Source organism: Fictibacillus phosphorivorans, assembly GCF_007673525.1.
Classification (GTDB): Bacteria; Bacillota; Bacilli; order Bacillales; family Fictibacillaceae; genus Fictibacillus; species Fictibacillus phosphorivorans_C.
Genome location: NZ_VDZU01000001.1, coordinates 554,651 through 571,120, shown reverse-complemented (window position 1 = coordinate 571,120; position 16,470 = coordinate 554,651). Strand labels below are relative to the sequence as shown.

General features: G+C 43.0%; 15 protein-coding genes. 6 read left to right on the top strand and 9 right to left on the bottom strand.

What is annotated here, in order from left to right; all coding sequences use genetic code 11:
- Positions 1–293: 293 nt before the first annotated feature.
- A complete protein-coding gene (locus FS458_RS02760) occupies positions 294–1,268 on the top strand; it encodes a nuclease-related domain-containing protein (protein ID WP_144697633.1) in 975 nt (324 codons plus the stop codon).
- Here FS458_RS02760 and FS458_RS20530 read toward each other — a convergent pair.
- Together FS458_RS20530 and manA are read right to left on the bottom strand one after the other, a co-directional pair.
- Entirely contained in the window at positions 1,257–1,430 is a 174-nt protein-coding gene (locus tag FS458_RS20530; RefSeq protein ID WP_186320421.1) for a hypothetical protein, read from the bottom strand. The two genes, FS458_RS02760 and FS458_RS20530, sit on opposite strands and share 12 nt — an antisense overlap.
- Positions 1,431–1,501: 71 nt before the next feature.
- Positions 1,502–2,461, bottom strand: a complete 960-nt coding sequence (manA, locus tag FS458_RS02755) for a mannose-6-phosphate isomerase, class I (RefSeq protein WP_144703231.1) — start codon at positions 2,459–2,461, stop codon at positions 1,502–1,504.
- A 217-nt stretch (positions 2,462–2,678) separates the two neighbouring features.
- Here manA and pxpB point away from each other — a divergent pair, with 217 nt between their 5' ends.
- Genes pxpB through FS458_RS02735 form a run of 4 tightly spaced genes read left to right on the top strand, consistent with a single transcriptional unit; the run spans position 2,679 to position 6,415 of the window.
- Positions 2,679–3,380 (top strand): 5-oxoprolinase subunit PxpB, encoded by a 702-nt coding sequence (gene pxpB, locus FS458_RS02750; RefSeq protein WP_144697631.1) that lies wholly within the window; start codon positions 2,679–2,681, stop codon positions 3,378–3,380.
- Complete coding sequence (locus FS458_RS02745) at positions 3,377–4,390, top strand: biotin-dependent carboxyltransferase family protein (RefSeq protein WP_144697629.1); 1,014 nt, start codon at positions 3,377–3,379, stop codon at positions 4,388–4,390. The genes pxpB and FS458_RS02745 overlap by 4 nt, the downstream gene beginning before the upstream one ends.
- Positions 4,391–4,405: 15 nt before the next feature.
- The gene (locus FS458_RS02740; RefSeq protein ID WP_144697627.1) at positions 4,406–5,596 is read left to right on the top strand and encodes an NRAMP family divalent metal transporter; all 1,191 of its coding nucleotides are present in this window, start codon (positions 4,406–4,408) and stop codon (positions 5,594–5,596) included.
- A 27-nt stretch (positions 5,597–5,623) separates the two neighbouring features.
- The gene (locus FS458_RS02735) at positions 5,624–6,415 is read left to right on the top strand and encodes a putative hydro-lyase (protein WP_144697625.1); all 792 of its coding nucleotides are present in this window, start codon (positions 5,624–5,626) and stop codon (positions 6,413–6,415) included.
- 326 nt (positions 6,416–6,741) lie between these two features.
- On the opposite strand, the gene FS458_RS02730 is transcribed toward FS458_RS02735, so the two are convergent.
- The 7 genes from FS458_RS02730 to FS458_RS02700 form a co-directional block, all read right to left on the bottom strand.
- On the bottom strand, positions 6,742–7,713 hold the full coding sequence (locus FS458_RS02730) for a carbohydrate kinase family protein (protein WP_144697623.1): 972 nt from the start codon (positions 7,711–7,713) through the stop codon (positions 6,742–6,744).
- Between the two features lie 10 nt (positions 7,714–7,723).
- Complete coding sequence (locus FS458_RS02725; RefSeq protein WP_144697621.1) at positions 7,724–9,214, bottom strand: glycoside hydrolase family 32 protein; 1,491 nt, start codon at positions 9,212–9,214, stop codon at positions 7,724–7,726.
- Between the two features lie 60 nt (positions 9,215–9,274).
- Positions 9,275–10,711, bottom strand: coding sequence for a PTS transporter subunit EIIC (locus tag FS458_RS02720; protein ID WP_144697619.1), 1,437 nt, complete (start codon positions 10,709–10,711; stop codon positions 9,275–9,277).
- 165 nt (positions 10,712–10,876) lie between these two features.
- A complete protein-coding gene (locus FS458_RS02715) occupies positions 10,877–11,860 on the bottom strand; it encodes a LacI family DNA-binding transcriptional regulator (RefSeq protein ID WP_144697617.1) in 984 nt (327 codons plus the stop codon).
- Positions 11,861–11,973: 113 nt separating this feature from the next.
- Entirely contained in the window at positions 11,974–12,777 is an 804-nt protein-coding gene (locus FS458_RS02710) for a YihY/virulence factor BrkB family protein (protein WP_144697615.1), read from the bottom strand.
- A gap of 424 nt (positions 12,778–13,201) precedes the next feature.
- Positions 13,202–14,494: a hypothetical protein gene (locus FS458_RS02705; RefSeq protein WP_144697613.1), complete on the bottom strand. Its 1,293-nt coding sequence runs from the start codon at positions 14,492–14,494 to the stop codon at positions 13,202–13,204.
- 126 nt (positions 14,495–14,620) lie between these two features.
- The gene (locus FS458_RS02700; RefSeq protein ID WP_144697611.1) at positions 14,621–14,887 is read right to left on the bottom strand and encodes a hypothetical protein; all 267 of its coding nucleotides are present in this window, start codon (positions 14,885–14,887) and stop codon (positions 14,621–14,623) included.
- A 60-nt stretch (positions 14,888–14,947) separates the two neighbouring features.
- On the opposite strand from FS458_RS02700, the gene FS458_RS02695 reads away from it, so the two are divergent.
- Positions 14,948–16,351, top strand: a complete 1,404-nt coding sequence (locus FS458_RS02695; protein ID WP_144697609.1) for a DHA2 family efflux MFS transporter permease subunit — start codon at positions 14,948–14,950, stop codon at positions 16,349–16,351.
- Positions 16,352–16,470: the final 119 nt, after the last annotated feature.

The window sequence follows — 16,470 nt, the reverse complement described above, 5'->3', positions numbered from 1 at the left end:
AGAAAATTTATTGTGCATGCAAATTGATGGATCACAAGTTGAATAGGTTACGGTACGTGATATTTTATTTGTTACACTTTTGCTCAAACATTGAAGGTTTCACTCCAACTTCGTTTCTTTTCGCTCATTGAAGTATCGTTTTAGCTCAAGCGATAACTAGTTTCGCTCAGAAAGCTCACTGGTTCACCCAGACTCGTATTTTTTCAAATGTAACACCACAAATATTTATTAAAGATAGAGGATTTTGTCTAAAAAAGTAGAAATAGTGCTCAAATCTAGAAAGGAGAGATGCAATGATAATAAAAGAAGCTTCAGAGTCTATTAAAATTAGAAAACTAAAGTTGATTATGAAGAGATTCCCACCCCACCATCCAGTTCGAAATGAAATCGAAGTCGAACTAATTAAAAGTGTGACCGGTTATAATGGTGAAAAATCCCTCGACTATCACATGGAGTTACTACCTAAAGACGAAACTTACATTTTCCATGATCTTCGCCTGCCTTTTGGGGCAAACTACTTTCAAATCGACATCCTCATTTTAACGCCTACTTTTTTTCTCATACTCGAAATTAAAAACATGTCCGGCACATTGATCTTTGACCAAGAATTTTACCAACTGATACGAATATACAAAGACAAAGAGGAGGTTTTCCCTGACCCTATTTCACAAGTTTATCGACAAACACATTTATTGAGAGAATGGCTCAAACAACAGAAATTCCCCTATATTCCCATCGAATCACTCGTCGTCGTAAGTAACTCCAACACACGTGTTAAAAGCATTCCCCAGCATAAAGATATTTCAAATGTGGTTACTCATAGTGCGAATGTATTTGCAAAATTTCATGGATATCAGAACACCCGAACGAAAGACGTGATTTCTAAAAAAGATATTAAAAGATTATCTCGTCTTTTACTTAAGCATCATAGCGAACCGAACCATAACTATTTACAACAATTTTCAATCACTGAAAGCGACTTGTTAAAAGGAGTGGCTTGTACAGAGTGCCTTAAACTGCCTATGATTAGATCGAGGAGAAAGTGGTTTTGTCTAGAATGCGGGCATTATGACAAACTTGCCCACATTGAAGCTTTAAGAGAATATGCTTTTTTGTTGAAACCCTCTATTACCAATAATGAATGCTGTGATTTTTTTCAAATCCCCTCACGGCATATCGTCAAACACCTGCTAAATTCGATTAAACTTCCAACCTCCCAATCTGGAAAACATAAAATTTACCATCTTGAAGATTTATTACGTGTGTAATGTTTTTTTATGCTGTTTTACGGTACGTGTTATTTTATTTGTTACACGTTCGCTCAAACAATGCTGTGTTTCACCCCATAAATGATGCGTTTCGCTCACTCCAACCCTCTTTTCGCTCCAACGACGCAACGTTTCACTCCAATCAGCCTCCGTTTCACTCACAAGACCCACCCAATCCTGATATCCAACAAAAAAACAACCGGAATTCCAATATTCCGGTTGCTTCATCTTCTCTATATACTCGGATGTGACACGATAAACCGTGCATCACCGTTCATTCCGACGCTTTTTATTGTTGAAGGGACGATAAAGTGATCCCCTTTTTTAAATGTAGATGTCGTTCCACCTTCTACCTGCAGTTCACCTTCACCATCTAGCACGCTTACGAGCAAATAAGATGGATTTTCGACCTCAGCAACAGCTCCAGCCAGATTCCAATGATAAACGGTAAAGTAGCTCTCCTTCACCAGTTTTTTGATTCTTAAATCATCATTTCCTGACAACACCGGTTCAAAGTCAGCGTCTTCGTGTGGAATCATCGCGACTTCGATCGATTTTTCAATGTGCAGTTCACGTAGATTCCCTTCATCATCACGACGGTCGTAATCGTACACACGATACGTAACATCTGAGCTTTGCTGCGTTTCAAGAATCATCGTGCCTGCGCCGATCGCGTGGATCGTTCCGTTCGGTACATAGACGAAGTCACCTGGCTTGATCGCCACTTTACGAAGCAGCTCGTCCCACCGGTTCTCGTTTACCATCTCTTCAAACTGAAGTTTGGAACCCGCGTGATGTCCATACACAAGCTCTGCTCCTGGCTCACAGTCGATTACGTACCAGCATTCTGTTTTTCCGAACGCTTCGCCTTCTACTTCGCGCGCATACGAATCATCAGGGTGCACTTGAACGGACAGGTCGGTCTTTGCGTCCAAGATTTTTACAAGCAACGGAAAGTCTTCACCTTCTTGGTCAGCAAAAAGTTCTCGATGCTTATCCCATACTGAATTTAGTGTCTCTCCTTTTAATGGTCCGTTCACTACTTCACTCGGCCCGTGTGAATGTGCGGAAATACCCCAGCACTCACCAGTTGTTTCAGTCGGGATCTTATAACCGAACTCATCACGAAGCTTCGTACCGCCCCAGATTCGGTCCTTGAATACAGGTTTTAGAAAAATAGGTTCATTATACACGCTTTTCACATCTCCCCACATGGGTATAGTCCCTCCCATTCTAAACGTTTGTTTAAAGATAAACCACCTGATACCATAAAAAAATCGGACTAGAGATTATTACTATCGGGAATCTAAGAATGTAGGTTTGATTTTGTCACATATTCCGATATACTAGACCTTTATAAATATACAAATATTCTGATTAATTTTACATAAAAAGACAGGAGATCTGATGATGAAATATACCATTGAGCCGCTTGGCGATAACAGCATGATCATTGAACTCGGACAAGACATGAGCCATGAGATCCAGCAAAAAGTCAAAAAAGTCTCCTCTTTCTTTGAAGAGAATAAGTTTGAATGGGTGATTGAAACCGTTCCTGGTTTTACGACTGTGGCTGTTTTTTATGATCCTTTGAAAATCAAGACGACAACACTTCCTTATGATGAAGTACGCGCATTTTTGGAACCGCTTTTAGAAAAATTAGAGGTTGATGGTGACACTGAACCTCGTGTGGTGGAGATTCCCGTCTGTTACGGCGGTGAGTTTGGTCCTGACTTAGAGGAAGTCGCGAATCATAATGGACTGACGGTTGACGAAGTAATTGATATCCACTCCAATGGTGAATACACAGTTTATATGATTGGATTTGCGCCTGGCTTTCCTTATATTGGTGGCATGAGTGAAAAGATTGCTGCACCGAGAAGAAGTAATCCGAGACTGAAGATTCCAGCTGGTTCAGTCGGGATTGCCGGCAAACAGACAGGCGTGTATCCGATCGAAACGCCTGGCGGATGGCAGCTGATCGGCAAAACACCGGAAAAGCTTTTCACCCCTGAAGGTAATACGCCTTCCCTGCTTCAAGCCGGTGACCAGATCAAGTTTGTACCGATCTCAGAAGAAGAGTTTCAAAAAATAGAGGAGGACGCGAGATGATTAAGATTACAAAGCCTGGCCTCCTAACGAGTGTTCAAGATTTAGGCCGTTACGGTTTTCAAAAATATGGTGTGATCACGAGTGGTGTCATGGACACGACTGCGCATCGGATAGCAAATTATTTAGTTGGAAATGCTGAGAATGAAGCAACATTAGAACTTACGTTGCTCGGACCTGATATGGAGTTTAGAGAAGACACGCTGATCTCGATCTGCGGCGGCAATCTTTCTCCTTCTATTGACGGGAAACCTGTGAAGTTATGGCGCTCAGTCCTTGTAACAGCTGGGAGCAAGTTGAAGTTCGGCGGCTGTAAAACAGGCTGTCGTGCATATCTCGCTGTTGCGGGAGGTTTTGATGTACCCGAAGTGATGAACAGTAAATCTACATACTTACGAGCGGGAATCGGCGGACATAACGGAAAAGCTCTGCAGAATGAAGATGAGCTTTCTATTGGTGAGCCGAGTGAACTTTCCCGAAAAATAGCAAAAGTTTTAGCGGCACAGCTCGGAGAGAATAAATTCGTGGAGATGCAATGGACGATCTCGTCTGATTTTATCGGCTCTTCTGCTTCTAAACCGCAAGTTCGAGTCATAAAGGGCAGACAGTACGACTGGTTTACAACAGAAAGCCAGATGAAGCTTTTTACCGATCATTTTGAGGTTACTTCACAGTCAGATCGGATGGGTTACCGTTTAAAAGGACCTGAGCTTGCTCTCGAAGAGAAACAAGAGATGCTTTCTGAAGCTGTAAGCTTCGGAACGATTCAAGTTCCATCTGAAGGCAATCCGATCGTACTGCTCGCTGACCGCCAAACTACTGGCGGATACCCAAAGATCGGACAGATCGCAACCGTCGATCTCTCAATCATGGCGCAGCTGAAGCCTGGAGACAAAGTGCAGTTCGTAGAAGTTTCACACGAAGTGGCTCAACAACTCTACTTAGATCGTGAAAAGAAATTGCATCAGTTAAAACAAGGAATCGCACTTAAAATACGACAAGAAACGAAGTAATTTAGGAGGTAAGTTATGAAGAAAGAGTCAAAAGCTAGTATTCTCTTAGGAGCCGCGTTCTTGATGGCGACATCAGCAATCGGGCCAGGGTTTTTAACACAAACCACACACTTCACGTCCATTCTTGCTGCAAGTTTTGGTTTTGTCATTTTAACATCTATCATTATTGATATCGGCGCGCAGATGAACGTATGGCGAATTATCGCTGTATCTGAAAAAAGAGCACAAGATATCGCGAACGCCGTACTTCCGGGCTTAGGTGTATTCCTAGCTGTATTGATTGTTATTGGAGGACTCGCGTTTAACATCGGAAATATAGCCGGTGCTGGTCTTGGTTTAAACGTATTGTTCGGCGTCTCCCCTACAATGGGAGCTGTACTCAGCGGTATCGTTGCCATCTTAGTATTCGTCGTACGTGAAGCTGGAAAAGCGATGGATCGTTTCACTCAAGTTGCCGGTTTTATCATGATTGCATTGACTGTATATGTGATGTTCACAGCCCAGCCTCCTGTTGGAGAAGCGGTTGTAAAAACGTTCGTACCTGACACGATTGATATTTTAGCTATCGTAACGCTTGTCGGTGGAACGGTCGGTGGATATATTACGTTTGCCGGGGCACACAGGTTGCTTGATGCAGGAATTAAAGGAAAAGAAAGCTTAGGTGAAGTAACAAAAGGTTCGATTTCGGCAATCGGAATCGCATCTATCATGCGTATTTTCTTATTCTTAGCGGCACTTGGTATCGTGTCTCAAGGACTCGCACTTGATCCTAAAAACCCGCCAGCTTCTGTGTTCCAATTAGCTGCTGGAAACATTGGTTACAAAATGTTCGGTGTCGTTATGTGGGCCGCTGCCATCACGTCTGTTGTTGGTGCAGCATATACATCTGTTTCGTTTATCCGTACGTTGAATGCAACACTTGAAAAGTATCATAAGTGGATCATCATCGGATTTATCGCCATTTCAACCATTGTCTTCGCGCTAGTTGGAAAACCGGTAGCGATTTTAATTCTTGTGGGAGCGTTAAACGGACTCATTTTACCGATTTCACTTGGTGTGATGCTGATTGCAGCATACAAACCTAAAATCGTCGGAGACTATAAACATCCGATGTGGATGACAGTCTTTGGCGCTGTGATCGTTCTGATCATGGCAGCGATGAGTGTGTACACGATGTACACAGAAGTTCCGAAACTTTTCGCATAACTACTTTTATAAAAAGGGGAGCTTGTTATGAACGCACTAGACCGTTTAACTCCAGTTGAAGCTCGTGAACTCATACGCCGCGGTGAGTGGAAAAAGCCGACAAGCGGACTCGCAAACGGCTTTACACAAGGAAATCTTGTGGTGTTGCCGAAAGATCTGGCGTTTGAGTTCCTCCTGTTCTGTCAACGAAATCCGAAGCCTTGTCCGGTGCTTGATGTAACTGAGCCAGGTTCCGCAGTTCCAGCCTTAGTTGCGCCGAACGCTGACCTAAGAGTGGACATACCAAAGTACAGCGTCTATCGTCACGGCCAGCTCGTTGAAGAGTATACCGATATTACTTCGCTTTGGAATGAAGACATGGTCGGCTTTCTGCTCGGTTGCAGCTTTACGTTTGAGCATGCTTTGATGAATAACGGCATACCCGTTCGTCACATCGAGCGTGGCTGTAACGTTCCGATGTTTAAAACAAACATAGAATGCGTGAAAGCTGGACGATTTGAAGGTCCGATGGTCGTGAGCATGCGTCCAGTTCCAGAAAAGGATGTCGTTCGTGCAGTTCAAGTAACAAGCCGCTTCCCTTCTGTTCACGGAGCTCCGGTTCATATCGGGAACCCCGAAGCGATCGGGATATCTGACCTGTATCAGCCAGATTTCGGTGACCCTGTACAGATTCATGACGGTGAAGTTCCTGTGTTTTGGGCTTGTGGGGTAACGCCTCAAGCCGTCGCGATGCATGTAAAACCTGAGATCATGATCACGCATGCTCCGGGACACATGTTTATTACCGATGTTCGTGATGAAAAGTATGGCGTTTTGTAAGGTGAGACTATTAAATGAGGAAAGAATCTACTTTTGTAGATTCTTTTTTCTTTTTACGGAATGGTTTTTTAGGTGTGGGGATGACTATTTGGGTAAGATAGTTGTTCTGAGCGGTGGTGACGAGCGTTTTATCGGTGAAAAGGGAGCCATCATCGGTGCTCGCAGCTACGTTACCGGTGAATACGTTGCGTTTACAGGTGGAAACAAGCACATTAGCGGTGAACGTGTAACAAATATAAAAACGCGTACCGTAAAATCCACCATTCTTCACATCAAAAAAGGCAGTCAAAAGTATATCTACTTTTATAGACCGCCTCTCGCCTTGCTTAATCCCTACCCATTAGTTCCAGTACTTGTTTCTTATTCGGCAATGCTGAGATCGCACCTTTTCCACTTGCCGTTAATGCACCGCTTGCATTCGCAAACTGCAAAATTTCTTTATGGTGCTCTTGGAGTTCGTTTACTAAATTCTCAAGTGTAGCTTCTGCCTCTAACAGTTTAAACAAAAATCCACCGATAAACGCGTCACCTGCACCCGTTGTATCCTGAACTTCAATCTTGTACCCTGATGATTCCCACTTTGTATCTCTGACGTAGAGGTCAGCTCCTGCTGCACCCTTCGTATACACAACTGCTTGCACATCACCTACAAACATTGATTGAATGGCTTCATCCACATCATGGATTCCTGTGATGAATTCCAGCTCCTCATCGGACACTTTCACAATATGTGCGTGCGGCAAAAACTCATGAATCGCATTCCGGCAATCTGTCGCGCTCTCCCATAGAGGCAATCTCACGTTAGGGTCAAAACTCACGAGTCCGCCGTTTTTCTTCACATACTGAACCGCTGTCCGATGTGCCTCTTTCATTGGACTTTCCACAAGGTCCACGGAGCAGAAATGAAGGATGTCTCCTTCACTAAACCACTTCTCATCGATCTCTTTTCTACTCAGAAGCAGATCAGCAGAAGGTTTTCGGTAAAAGGAGAAATCGCGCTCACCGTTTTCTTTTAACGAAACAAACGCAAGCCCTGTATTCGCTTCTTTCGTGCGAGAGATCTTTTCCGTCTCTACCCCTGCTTTCGTCAGCTGTTCGATAAGAAAATCACCAAACGCATCGTGACCAAGTTTTGTTATCATCGATGATTCTAAACCAAATTTCGCAACCGCAGCAGCAACATTGGCCGGAGCCCCACCAGGAGCACGTTCAAACGAAATTACATCTTTTAAGGCAACACCTTTTTGTTCTGGAATAAAATCGATTAGTACTTCACCGATTGAAAATAGTTTTGACATACTCTCACCCTTAAACCGTGATTCCTTGAGATAGCTCGTGCTTCGTATAACTACCCCTCAACTTATCATCACTGAACACTTTGATTCCTTTTGATTCTTTTTTAGGGAACACTCTTGTTGTAAACACAACTTCTCCATTATTGATAAAAATTTCTGCTATGCTGTGATCAACAAACACGCGGACCTTAACTGAATCACTAATCGCAAGCTCTGAACTTCGAACAAATCCGAAATCGCCGCCAAATGCTGCATCAAATTTTTCGCGGTTCACAGAGACGGTTTGTTTTTCTCGTTCAAACGCTACGACTAGACCTTCCGTTTCTGATGCAAACAATTCTACGCCAAACTGGTTCGCTTCTAAATCGTTAAGTTCAAGCTCCAACTCGTATTGATCTGACGCATTCTGTATCTCAACAGCTCCCTCCACAATCTCCATCTCAGAGGATTCCGATCGTACCCTTAACTGTTTTAACTCTTCAGCTGGTTTTTGACGAAGCTTACCATCCACAACCTCGAGCTCACGTGGAATTGAAAGGCAATGCGCCCACTTTTCCTTGTCTGTCGGGTACTCGACCTCCCCCATTCCAGCCCATGCGAATAGAAGACGTTCATTATTTTTTCCTGCAAACGATTGTGGTGCGTAAAAGTCAAAACCTTTATCCAGTTCGTGATATGTTTCTACCTCAAATGTAAGTCTCTCAATATCTAATTTTCCGATAACAGAGATCACATTATATAGATTATGATAGTTATGACCATCAGCATCTAAGCCTTGCGGAGAAACAATAAGTACATCTTTCCCGCTGACTTCAAAGTAATCAGGACACTCTAGCATATACACAGAATTCGGCAGATCTAACGCTAGCTTCAATTCACCTTTAAAACGCCAATCCACTGCATTTTCAGATTCATAGACAATGAGGGCACCTGTCTGGTCCGTGCGCTGTGCACCTAACAACATGTAATAACGTCCGTCTTTTTCAAAAACCTTCGGATCCCGAACATGTCCCGTATACCCTTCTGGAACACCTTCGATCACGGGGTTGTTAGCATATTTCGTAATCGTGCCGTCTTTCTCCATGATCGCCAAGCACTGGTTAGCCGATCTCTCTTCTGCACTATATTTGATGTTGCCTGTGTAGTACATATACAGCTTTCCATCCACTTCAAGGGACGCTCCTGAATACGCACCATGTGATTCAAAATCCTCTACCGGAACAAGTGCTACCGGCTGCCTTTCCCAGTTCACGAGATCACTCGATTTCACATACGCCCAGTGCTTCATGCCGTGCATGGCATCGAACGGATACCATTGGTAAAACACATGAAACTCGCCGTTATAATACGCGAGACCGTTCGGATCGTTAATCAATCCGAACTGAGGGTGTATATGATAAGCTGGCTTCCATGCGGAATTAACCGACATCCCTTTTAAATTGTCCAATTCATTTTCTTTTGCTTCCAAGATCGTTCTATATTTTGGTTCCATATATTTTGCCATAATGAGTCCTCTCCTGCGTAAAATAGCGATGAGAGGAATTTCTCCCTCTCATCCTTGAGATTAATCCATGTTTGGTTTTCTTACCTTTAAATAAATGATCGTTAGAATCGCTCCGACTGCGAGTGCTAAAAGGTTTGCCGCTACATAGTGAAGATGTCCACTGTCTTTTGCAGCGATGATCGCAAATCCAGGTATAGCCGTTGCGCCAAAACCAAGAGCTTTAATTCCTGATAAGTAGACATAAGCTCCGCCGATAGCGCCACCGATACTTCCCATGATCAGAGGAAACTTGTATTTAACGTTTACTCCGAACAGAGCTGGCTCTGAGATTCCAAACAACGTTGAACCAAATGCAGAAACACCAATCTGTCTCGCCTTTTCACTTTTCCACATCGCTAACGTGTAACCAAGAACAGCTCCACCCTGCCCCATCAACGCAACAGACATTAATGGCATAATAAAATTCGATCCTGTATCCGCGATCAATTGAGCTTCAACAGCTCCGATGACGTGATGAAGACCTGTGATCACGATGATCTGTTGAACGCCTGCAAACAGCATGAAACCAACAATACCCAGATTATCAACAGACCACATCAGCCCGTTTGTAATCCCGTCAGACAGCAAACGGCCTAATGGACCGACCGCTGAAAACAATAGAAATCCTGATACAACAATCGTTAAGAACGGTGCCAAGAAAAGTTTGATCATATCAGGAACTTTTCGGCTAAAGAATTTATCCAGCTTCGCAATAACAAATCCCATCATCAGGGCGATGATAATACCGCCTTGAAAAGCAACAAGAGACACTTTTAAACCAAATAAGCTGATTACTTCTGGTTTGACCGTCCCGTTTCCAACTGCATAGGCATTAGCAAGATCCGGGTGAAGCATGATCGCTCCAAGCACAAGACCAAGTACGGGATTACCACCGAACCGTTTTGTTGCTGAATAAACAACGAGCAGCGGTAAAATCGTGAAAATACCAGTAGACATGATTGAGATGAAACGGTTAAATCCTTCGATGGCCGGATACATCTCTACAACTGATTTCGGACCAAAGATTCCTTTTTGGCTTAACAGTCCTGTAACACCCATTAAGAGTGCAGCCGCAAGCAAACCAGGAATAATTTCGACGAACACATCAGACAGTGCTTTAATTCCTCTTTGGAACGCATTTTGTTTTTGAGCAGATTGTTCTTTTACGTCGCCAAGTGACATTCCAGAAATGCCAGCTTCCTCCGTAAATACGGCATACACGTCATTGACCGTTCCTGCTCCAATGATGATCTGCAGCTGATCGCCAGCTACAAACGATCCTTTCACATGGTCAAGTTCACCGATAGCTTTCGTGTCAGCCAGCGAGTTATCTTTAAGTACAAGCCGCAGTCTTGTTGCACAATGAGCTGCGCCTTGAATATTTTCTTTTCCGCCTATCAATGTGATCATTTCCTTAACGGTAGGCAGGTATTTTGATTTTATATTTGAATCAGCCATCGTTTGTTCCTCCCCTAGAAACATTTACGGAACCGGTTCCAATTTAAGATAAAAAAATTTCCGCTGTTCCCATTATTGTGTAAAAACTAATGGGAACCGGTTCCACAAACCTATAATAAAATAGCTGATAACATTTTGCAACCCTTTTCTGAAAACGTTATCAGCTTATATTTTTTTCACACTTTCTCCTTCAATAAAATGAAAACCGGAGACCTGCAGTTTCTGTACTTCTTCACCTTCTGTCATGTTGATGATCGTTTTTGCAGCTTGAATACCCGTCTGTTCATTTTTAAAACGAATCGTGGTTAGTGTTGGATGAATGACTTCCGAAATGTTATATCCTCCAAAACCAGCCAGTGAATAATCATCCGGGACTTTTTTTCCGAGTTTCGAGATCGTCTTCATCGCTCCAAATGCGATCGTATCTGTTGCACAAATGATTGCTGTAGGTGTTGAAGTTTCAAGTGCTTTTTTTGTAACTTCAGAAGCGTTATGTAGATCGAACTGTGAGATGTATGTATGAACCTCTGTGATTCCTGCTTGTGCAAGTCCATCCAAAACGCCCTGCTTACGCTTCTGCCCAACGGCGACATCACTTTCGGTTACGCCTAGATAGACAATAGATCGATGGCCTTGAGTTGCCATGTATTGTCCCATTGCAAAACCAGCTTGATAATCGTCATTTATGATGCAGTTAAACGCATCCACTTCCTGTGCAACAACGAGTACCGGAATACGAATGGACTGTATAGTTTGGTAATGCTTATCTGTAATACCCGTAGAAATAAGGATGATACCGTCAACTTTTTGGCGTGACAGATTGATCAGGCTTTCGATTTCTCGATCTACATGCTTGCTCGTGCTGATGATGAGCGTCGTATATTCACGCTTTCGTAACTCTTCATCAATCGCCATCAATACAGTAGACGTTACATACGAATCCAACGTAGGAGCGATCACACCAATAAAATTTGTTTTCTTCGCTTTTAAGCTTTGAGCGAATGAGTTCGGTTCATAATTGTTTTCTTCGATGACTTTTCGAATTTTCGCTTTCGTTGTTTCACTAACATTGCCGCCGTTCAGATAACGAGAAACGGTACTTTTGGCAACGCCTGCGAGCTTCGCTATATCCTTGATCGTTATATTCATGTCATTCACCTACTTTTTTAAAACTGCTAGATGGTTACCATTATAGTATATGGATAGAGTTGTTTAAAGGAGAAGAAAAAAGACTGACCCTCCAAAAGGTCAGCCTTTATTAATTATTTACTTGGGTACACCACAGTATTCAGCAATCCACCTAGGATGATGATCATCGCAGACAGGTAGAACCACAACATCAAGACGACGAGACCTGCAACTTGCCCGTACAGCGCGGAATAGTTGCTTCCACTCACGTACGTAGCGAACCCCATTGAAACAAGCTGCCAGCCGATCGTCGCAAAGAACGCACCTGGAAGTACTTTTTTAAACCCAAGCTTAATGCTTGGTGCAAAGGAATAGAGCATGATAAAAAATAACAGCAGAAATACGGTCCCTATTCCCCACTGGATAATAATCCATAGCTTTTGAAAAGCTAGGTTTGAAAAGATGCCTTCGAGATAAACCCGCAGAATTTTTTCAAACAACGGTACAAACACGGAGAACAGAACAGCGATCATGAATCCAACAGTTAACAATAGACTTTCTAGAATCTGTTTTAACATGTTCTCGTCGTTTCTCACTTGATAAGCATCATTCATAATACGCTTCATGCTTTGAAAACCCATTGATGAAAGCCACAAAGTGACGATCAAACTAAACGACAATAGGTTTCCTTCTTGTCTCATAACGGTATAGGATAATGTCTTATCAATCAGATTGTATGTGCTCTCTGGCGCATACGGCTGGACTAGCTCTAGTATATTTTCTTCTCTCAGTGGTAAATATGTCAGTAACGAATAGATGACGAGCAAAAATGGAAAGACCGACATTAAAAAATAATAAGCCATCTGTGCCGATAAATCGTACACCCTCAATTTGAGAAATCGGTCACCTAGTTGTTTTAACACTTTAACGATATTCATGTTGCAACACCTCTTTAGTTAAAGCCAGTCCATAAATACAGTAATATAATATATACGTTAAAAGTAGTCAAATCAGATCACTTTTTTCGAAAAAAAATTTCATATGTTGAATTTTTCGAGTGTTGGTTTGTTTAAAAGGGTTTCATTAATTTACTAAAATGAACCAGAAAATCATCTATGGGTCGTCACGAGACTTCTATGGGTCATCATAGCCTTTCTATGGGTCGTCATGAACATCCTATGAGTCTTAATGGGGTTTCTTTGAGTCAAACAATATTCTATGGGTCGTCGTTCACATTCTATGGGCCTTCCGTATGTTTCTATGAGTCATCATACCTGTCATCATTCCTGACCCTCAAAGTCCCATCAATCACACACGAAAAATGCCCCTCATCAACATGAGAGACATCTTCCTCTACCTATTTTATTTCACCGCTCGAGCAGCAGCTTCCACAAGATCGACTGTTTGATCCACTGTATTTCGGCGAAACTCCTTGAACTCCTCTGTGATATATACAGATTTGTCTTCTGGGTAAAATTCTTGTGCTGCAATATGCAGATGTCCGCCTGGAATGTCGGTCGCACCTAAACCTAAGCGAACGCGATTCGAGCGGTACATGCTTTCGTTAGACAGATAGCTTCCGCCTCCACCTTCTTTTGCTTTAGAGCCCGGTGTTGGTCCATCCTCATTACAAACTGCTGGGTCTTCAAAATTTGGCGGCAGCCATTCACAAACTTTATCATTTCGGAAAACCGGCCACGGTCCCGTTTCAGCCGCAATCATTTCTTCATACGGAAGGGTGGTTTCAATAAACTCCGGAAGCGGCTTTGGCATCGGCCAATGAGCTACAGGTGGTGTGACCTCTGCTCGTTCTTCGAGCTTGTTGTCAGCTCCCGTATGATAGCGTCCGGCATATCCTTCGATCGCCATCTTACGCGGTCCACCTTGACTGATGGTCATGATTAAGTCCACTTGTTTCGAGCCTTGCTTCAAAAATGGGCCAAACGTATTCTCAACGATTCCTTCTTCAAAGTCATCCCATCGAACAGGGAAATTCGCCGCTTGAATGACGGCTAATCCATCACCTGTCCACACCCATCGTCCGTCGAGCTGCAGACCGCTTGCACCTGAAGGGTTGGTTCGTCTAAATTCTTGTTCAAGGCGGTACGGATCGAATCCACTCACAAGGATCCTCTTCACTTTCTTGCTTTTTGGAAAGTCGATTGTCGTAATGCCTCTTGATGTATATTCTAATGATTTTATTAACTTCCCGCGTTGTTCTTTCGTGACGTTAAACGCCGGATCCCATTGTCTGAGAGCACTCGTCATATGTAATCTTGCCCAGTATAGAGGGCGGTCATCGTAGGAATCAAGCTCACCTAAATCCGGTCTCTTACCTTGAGCACGGTCAACAGCTGTTTTCCATAGTGCCGTTCCATGCTTCTGTATCACTTTTTCAGCTTTCTCTGGAGTTCTTGCTGAACATAGATCTTTTTTAAAATGATCCACGTATGAGGTGAATTCACTTTCCTTCAATAACTGTTGCGGAATCGGTCGGCCATCCTCAATTCTTTGTTCTTCTGCTGTTAACGCTACATTTGAATCAAAACAGCTTGTCTTATTCTTTGCTTCTGCTGTTTCACCATTTTCAAAAATAACGACTCCGAGCAACAAAGCGCACGTCATTCCAATACTTTTTCCAAATGATATCTTCACGAAACCACTCCTTTTGTTCTTTATTGTAGAATAACGACGAAATCATTTGAATAGTATGAATTGTTTAATCCTGTATCTCCCCGTCGAAAACAGCCATCCTACTACCCAGGTATAAATGAGTGTTTTTTATCTTCGGTTCACATTCAATACGATGATCAATAGAATAAATGCGATTCTGATACTCCGGTCTTTTGTGACTACCTTCAGAAGTCCGATAAAAACGAGACCTAATATAGGGCGTTCTTCTACTAAAAGGATTGCGATGATATCAACGAGCAGCAAGACTTCGTCCAGCTCAGCTAACTGTTCCTCACCCATACCCTCACCCGCTTTTTGATTAGTGTATGTTGTGAGTGAAGAGATGCTCATTTTTAAAAAGCATCTTAATGTCATTTCCGTTAAAAATCCTGTAAGCTGTACACATCATAAAATGTTAGATGGGATTGAACGGCTATGGAAACTACACAAAATGTTAAACAATCGACGATCGTGGCCTTGTTGCTCGCTGGAACGTTTATTGCGATATTAAACCAAACACTTATGATCACCGCGATACCGCCGATCATGAAAGAGATGAACATCACGGCGAACAGCGCTCAATGGCTGACAACCGTATTCATGCTCGTAAACGGGATCATGATTCCGGTCAGTGCGTTTTTGCTCGAACGCTTCACGACTCGGCAGCTTTTCATTTCAGCGATGAGCGTTTTCGCTGTTGGAACACTCGTTGCAGGACTAGCGCCAAACTTTGAGACCCTCTTACTCGGCAGAGTCATCCAATCAAGTGGAGCTGGGGTTATGCTGCCTCTGATGCAGACCGTATTTTTAATGATTTTCCCCGTGAACAAACGAGGATCAGCAATGGGGTTAGTCGGGCTTGTGATCTCATTCGCACCAGCAATCGGCCCTGCTCTTTCAGGCTGGGTAACATCACATTACTCTTGGCGGGTACTCTTTTTCATCATCTTGCCGATTGCCATCATTGATATTATCGTGGCCTTTTTTGCTTTGAAAAATGTTACGGAAACATCAAAAACAAAAGTAGATGTAACATCGATCATTCTGTCATCGTTCGGTTTTGGAGGATTGCTATACGGATTCACATGTGCAGGAAATCTCGGATGGACTGCGCCAAGCACGCTGATTTGGCTAGCGATCGGTGTCGTTGCTCTTATTTTATTCATCACACGACAACTGCGTTTAGCACATCCGATGCTCGAGTTCAGGGTGTTCGCAAACTCTATCTTCCCGCTTACGATCATCATTGGAATGATCACATTCTTAGGGCTGATCGGCGCGGAGACAATCATACCGCTATTCATGCAGAACATGAGAGACTTTACGGCGTTTGAAGCAGGTCTTGCACTCTTACCAGGTGCGCTTATCACAGGGCTGTTATCACCGATCACTGGGAGACTTTTTGATAAGTTCGGTGCGCGCTGGCTTGCAATCATCGGGTTAACGATCATCACTGGATCATCTTTTGCGTTTGCTACTTTAAGTCCAACCACATCGTTTACATTTTTAACCGTGATGTATGGTGTCAGGATGTTTGGCCTTGCGATGGTCATGATGCCTGTTGCAACCGCTGGACTCAACCGACTTCCGAAGCGTTTGATTCCACACGGCGCAGCGATGGACAATACGATGAAAATGATCGCAGCATCAGTCGGTACTGCCATTTTAGTCACAGTCATGACAACTACCGCTGAAACGGCGGGAGCGCGTCCTGAAATCACACACCCTGATATGTATGGCGCAAATATGGCGTTTATCGTCGTATCCGTATTATCCTTGATCGGCCTTGTGATCTCATTCTTTATAAAAGAAAAACAACCAGAAACAGAGGGCAGCTGATTATAGCTGTCCTTTGTAAATTTGGTCTAAAATAGCTCGATTGTTCGTGACAAGCCTATTAGATTAAGTAATACTAAAGGTAAAGCTTTATATTTTTAACATTTCAATACATATATCTT

Excerpts from the sequence above, each read along its gene's own strand:
- FS458_RS02745 (WP_144697629.1), top strand. The coding sequence starts at position 3,377 with ATGATTAAGATTACAAAGCCTGGCCTCCTAACGAGTGTTCAAGATTTA.
- pxpB (WP_144697631.1), top strand. The coding sequence starts at position 2,679 with ATGAAATATACCATTGAGCCGCTTGGCGATAACAGCATGATCATTGAA.
- FS458_RS02720 (WP_144697619.1), bottom strand. The coding sequence starts at position 10,711 with ATGGCTGATTCAAATATAAAATCAAAATACCTGCCTACCGTTAAGGAA.
- FS458_RS02710 (WP_144697615.1), bottom strand. The coding sequence starts at position 12,777 with ATGAATATCGTTAAAGTGTTAAAACAACTAGGTGACCGATTTCTCAAA.
- FS458_RS02740 (WP_144697627.1), top strand. The coding sequence starts at position 4,406 with ATGAAGAAAGAGTCAAAAGCTAGTATTCTCTTAGGAGCCGCGTTCTTG.
- FS458_RS02700 (WP_144697611.1), bottom strand. The coding sequence starts at position 14,887 with ATGACATTAAGATGCTTTTTAAAAATGAGCATCTCTTCACTCACAACA.
- FS458_RS02735 (WP_144697625.1), top strand. The coding sequence starts at position 5,624 with ATGAACGCACTAGACCGTTTAACTCCAGTTGAAGCTCGTGAACTCATA.
- FS458_RS02725 (WP_144697621.1), bottom strand. The coding sequence starts at position 9,214 with ATGGCAAAATATATGGAACCAAAATATAGAACGATCTTGGAAGCAAAA.
- FS458_RS02715 (WP_144697617.1), bottom strand. The coding sequence starts at position 11,860 with ATGAATATAACGATCAAGGATATAGCGAAGCTCGCAGGCGTTGCCAAA.
- FS458_RS02760 (WP_144697633.1), top strand. The coding sequence starts at position 294 with ATGATAATAAAAGAAGCTTCAGAGTCTATTAAAATTAGAAAACTAAAG.
- FS458_RS02730 (WP_144697623.1), bottom strand. The coding sequence starts at position 7,713 with ATGTCAAAACTATTTTCAATCGGTGAAGTACTAATCGATTTTATTCCA.
- FS458_RS02695 (WP_144697609.1), top strand. The coding sequence starts at position 14,948 with ATGGAAACTACACAAAATGTTAAACAATCGACGATCGTGGCCTTGTTG.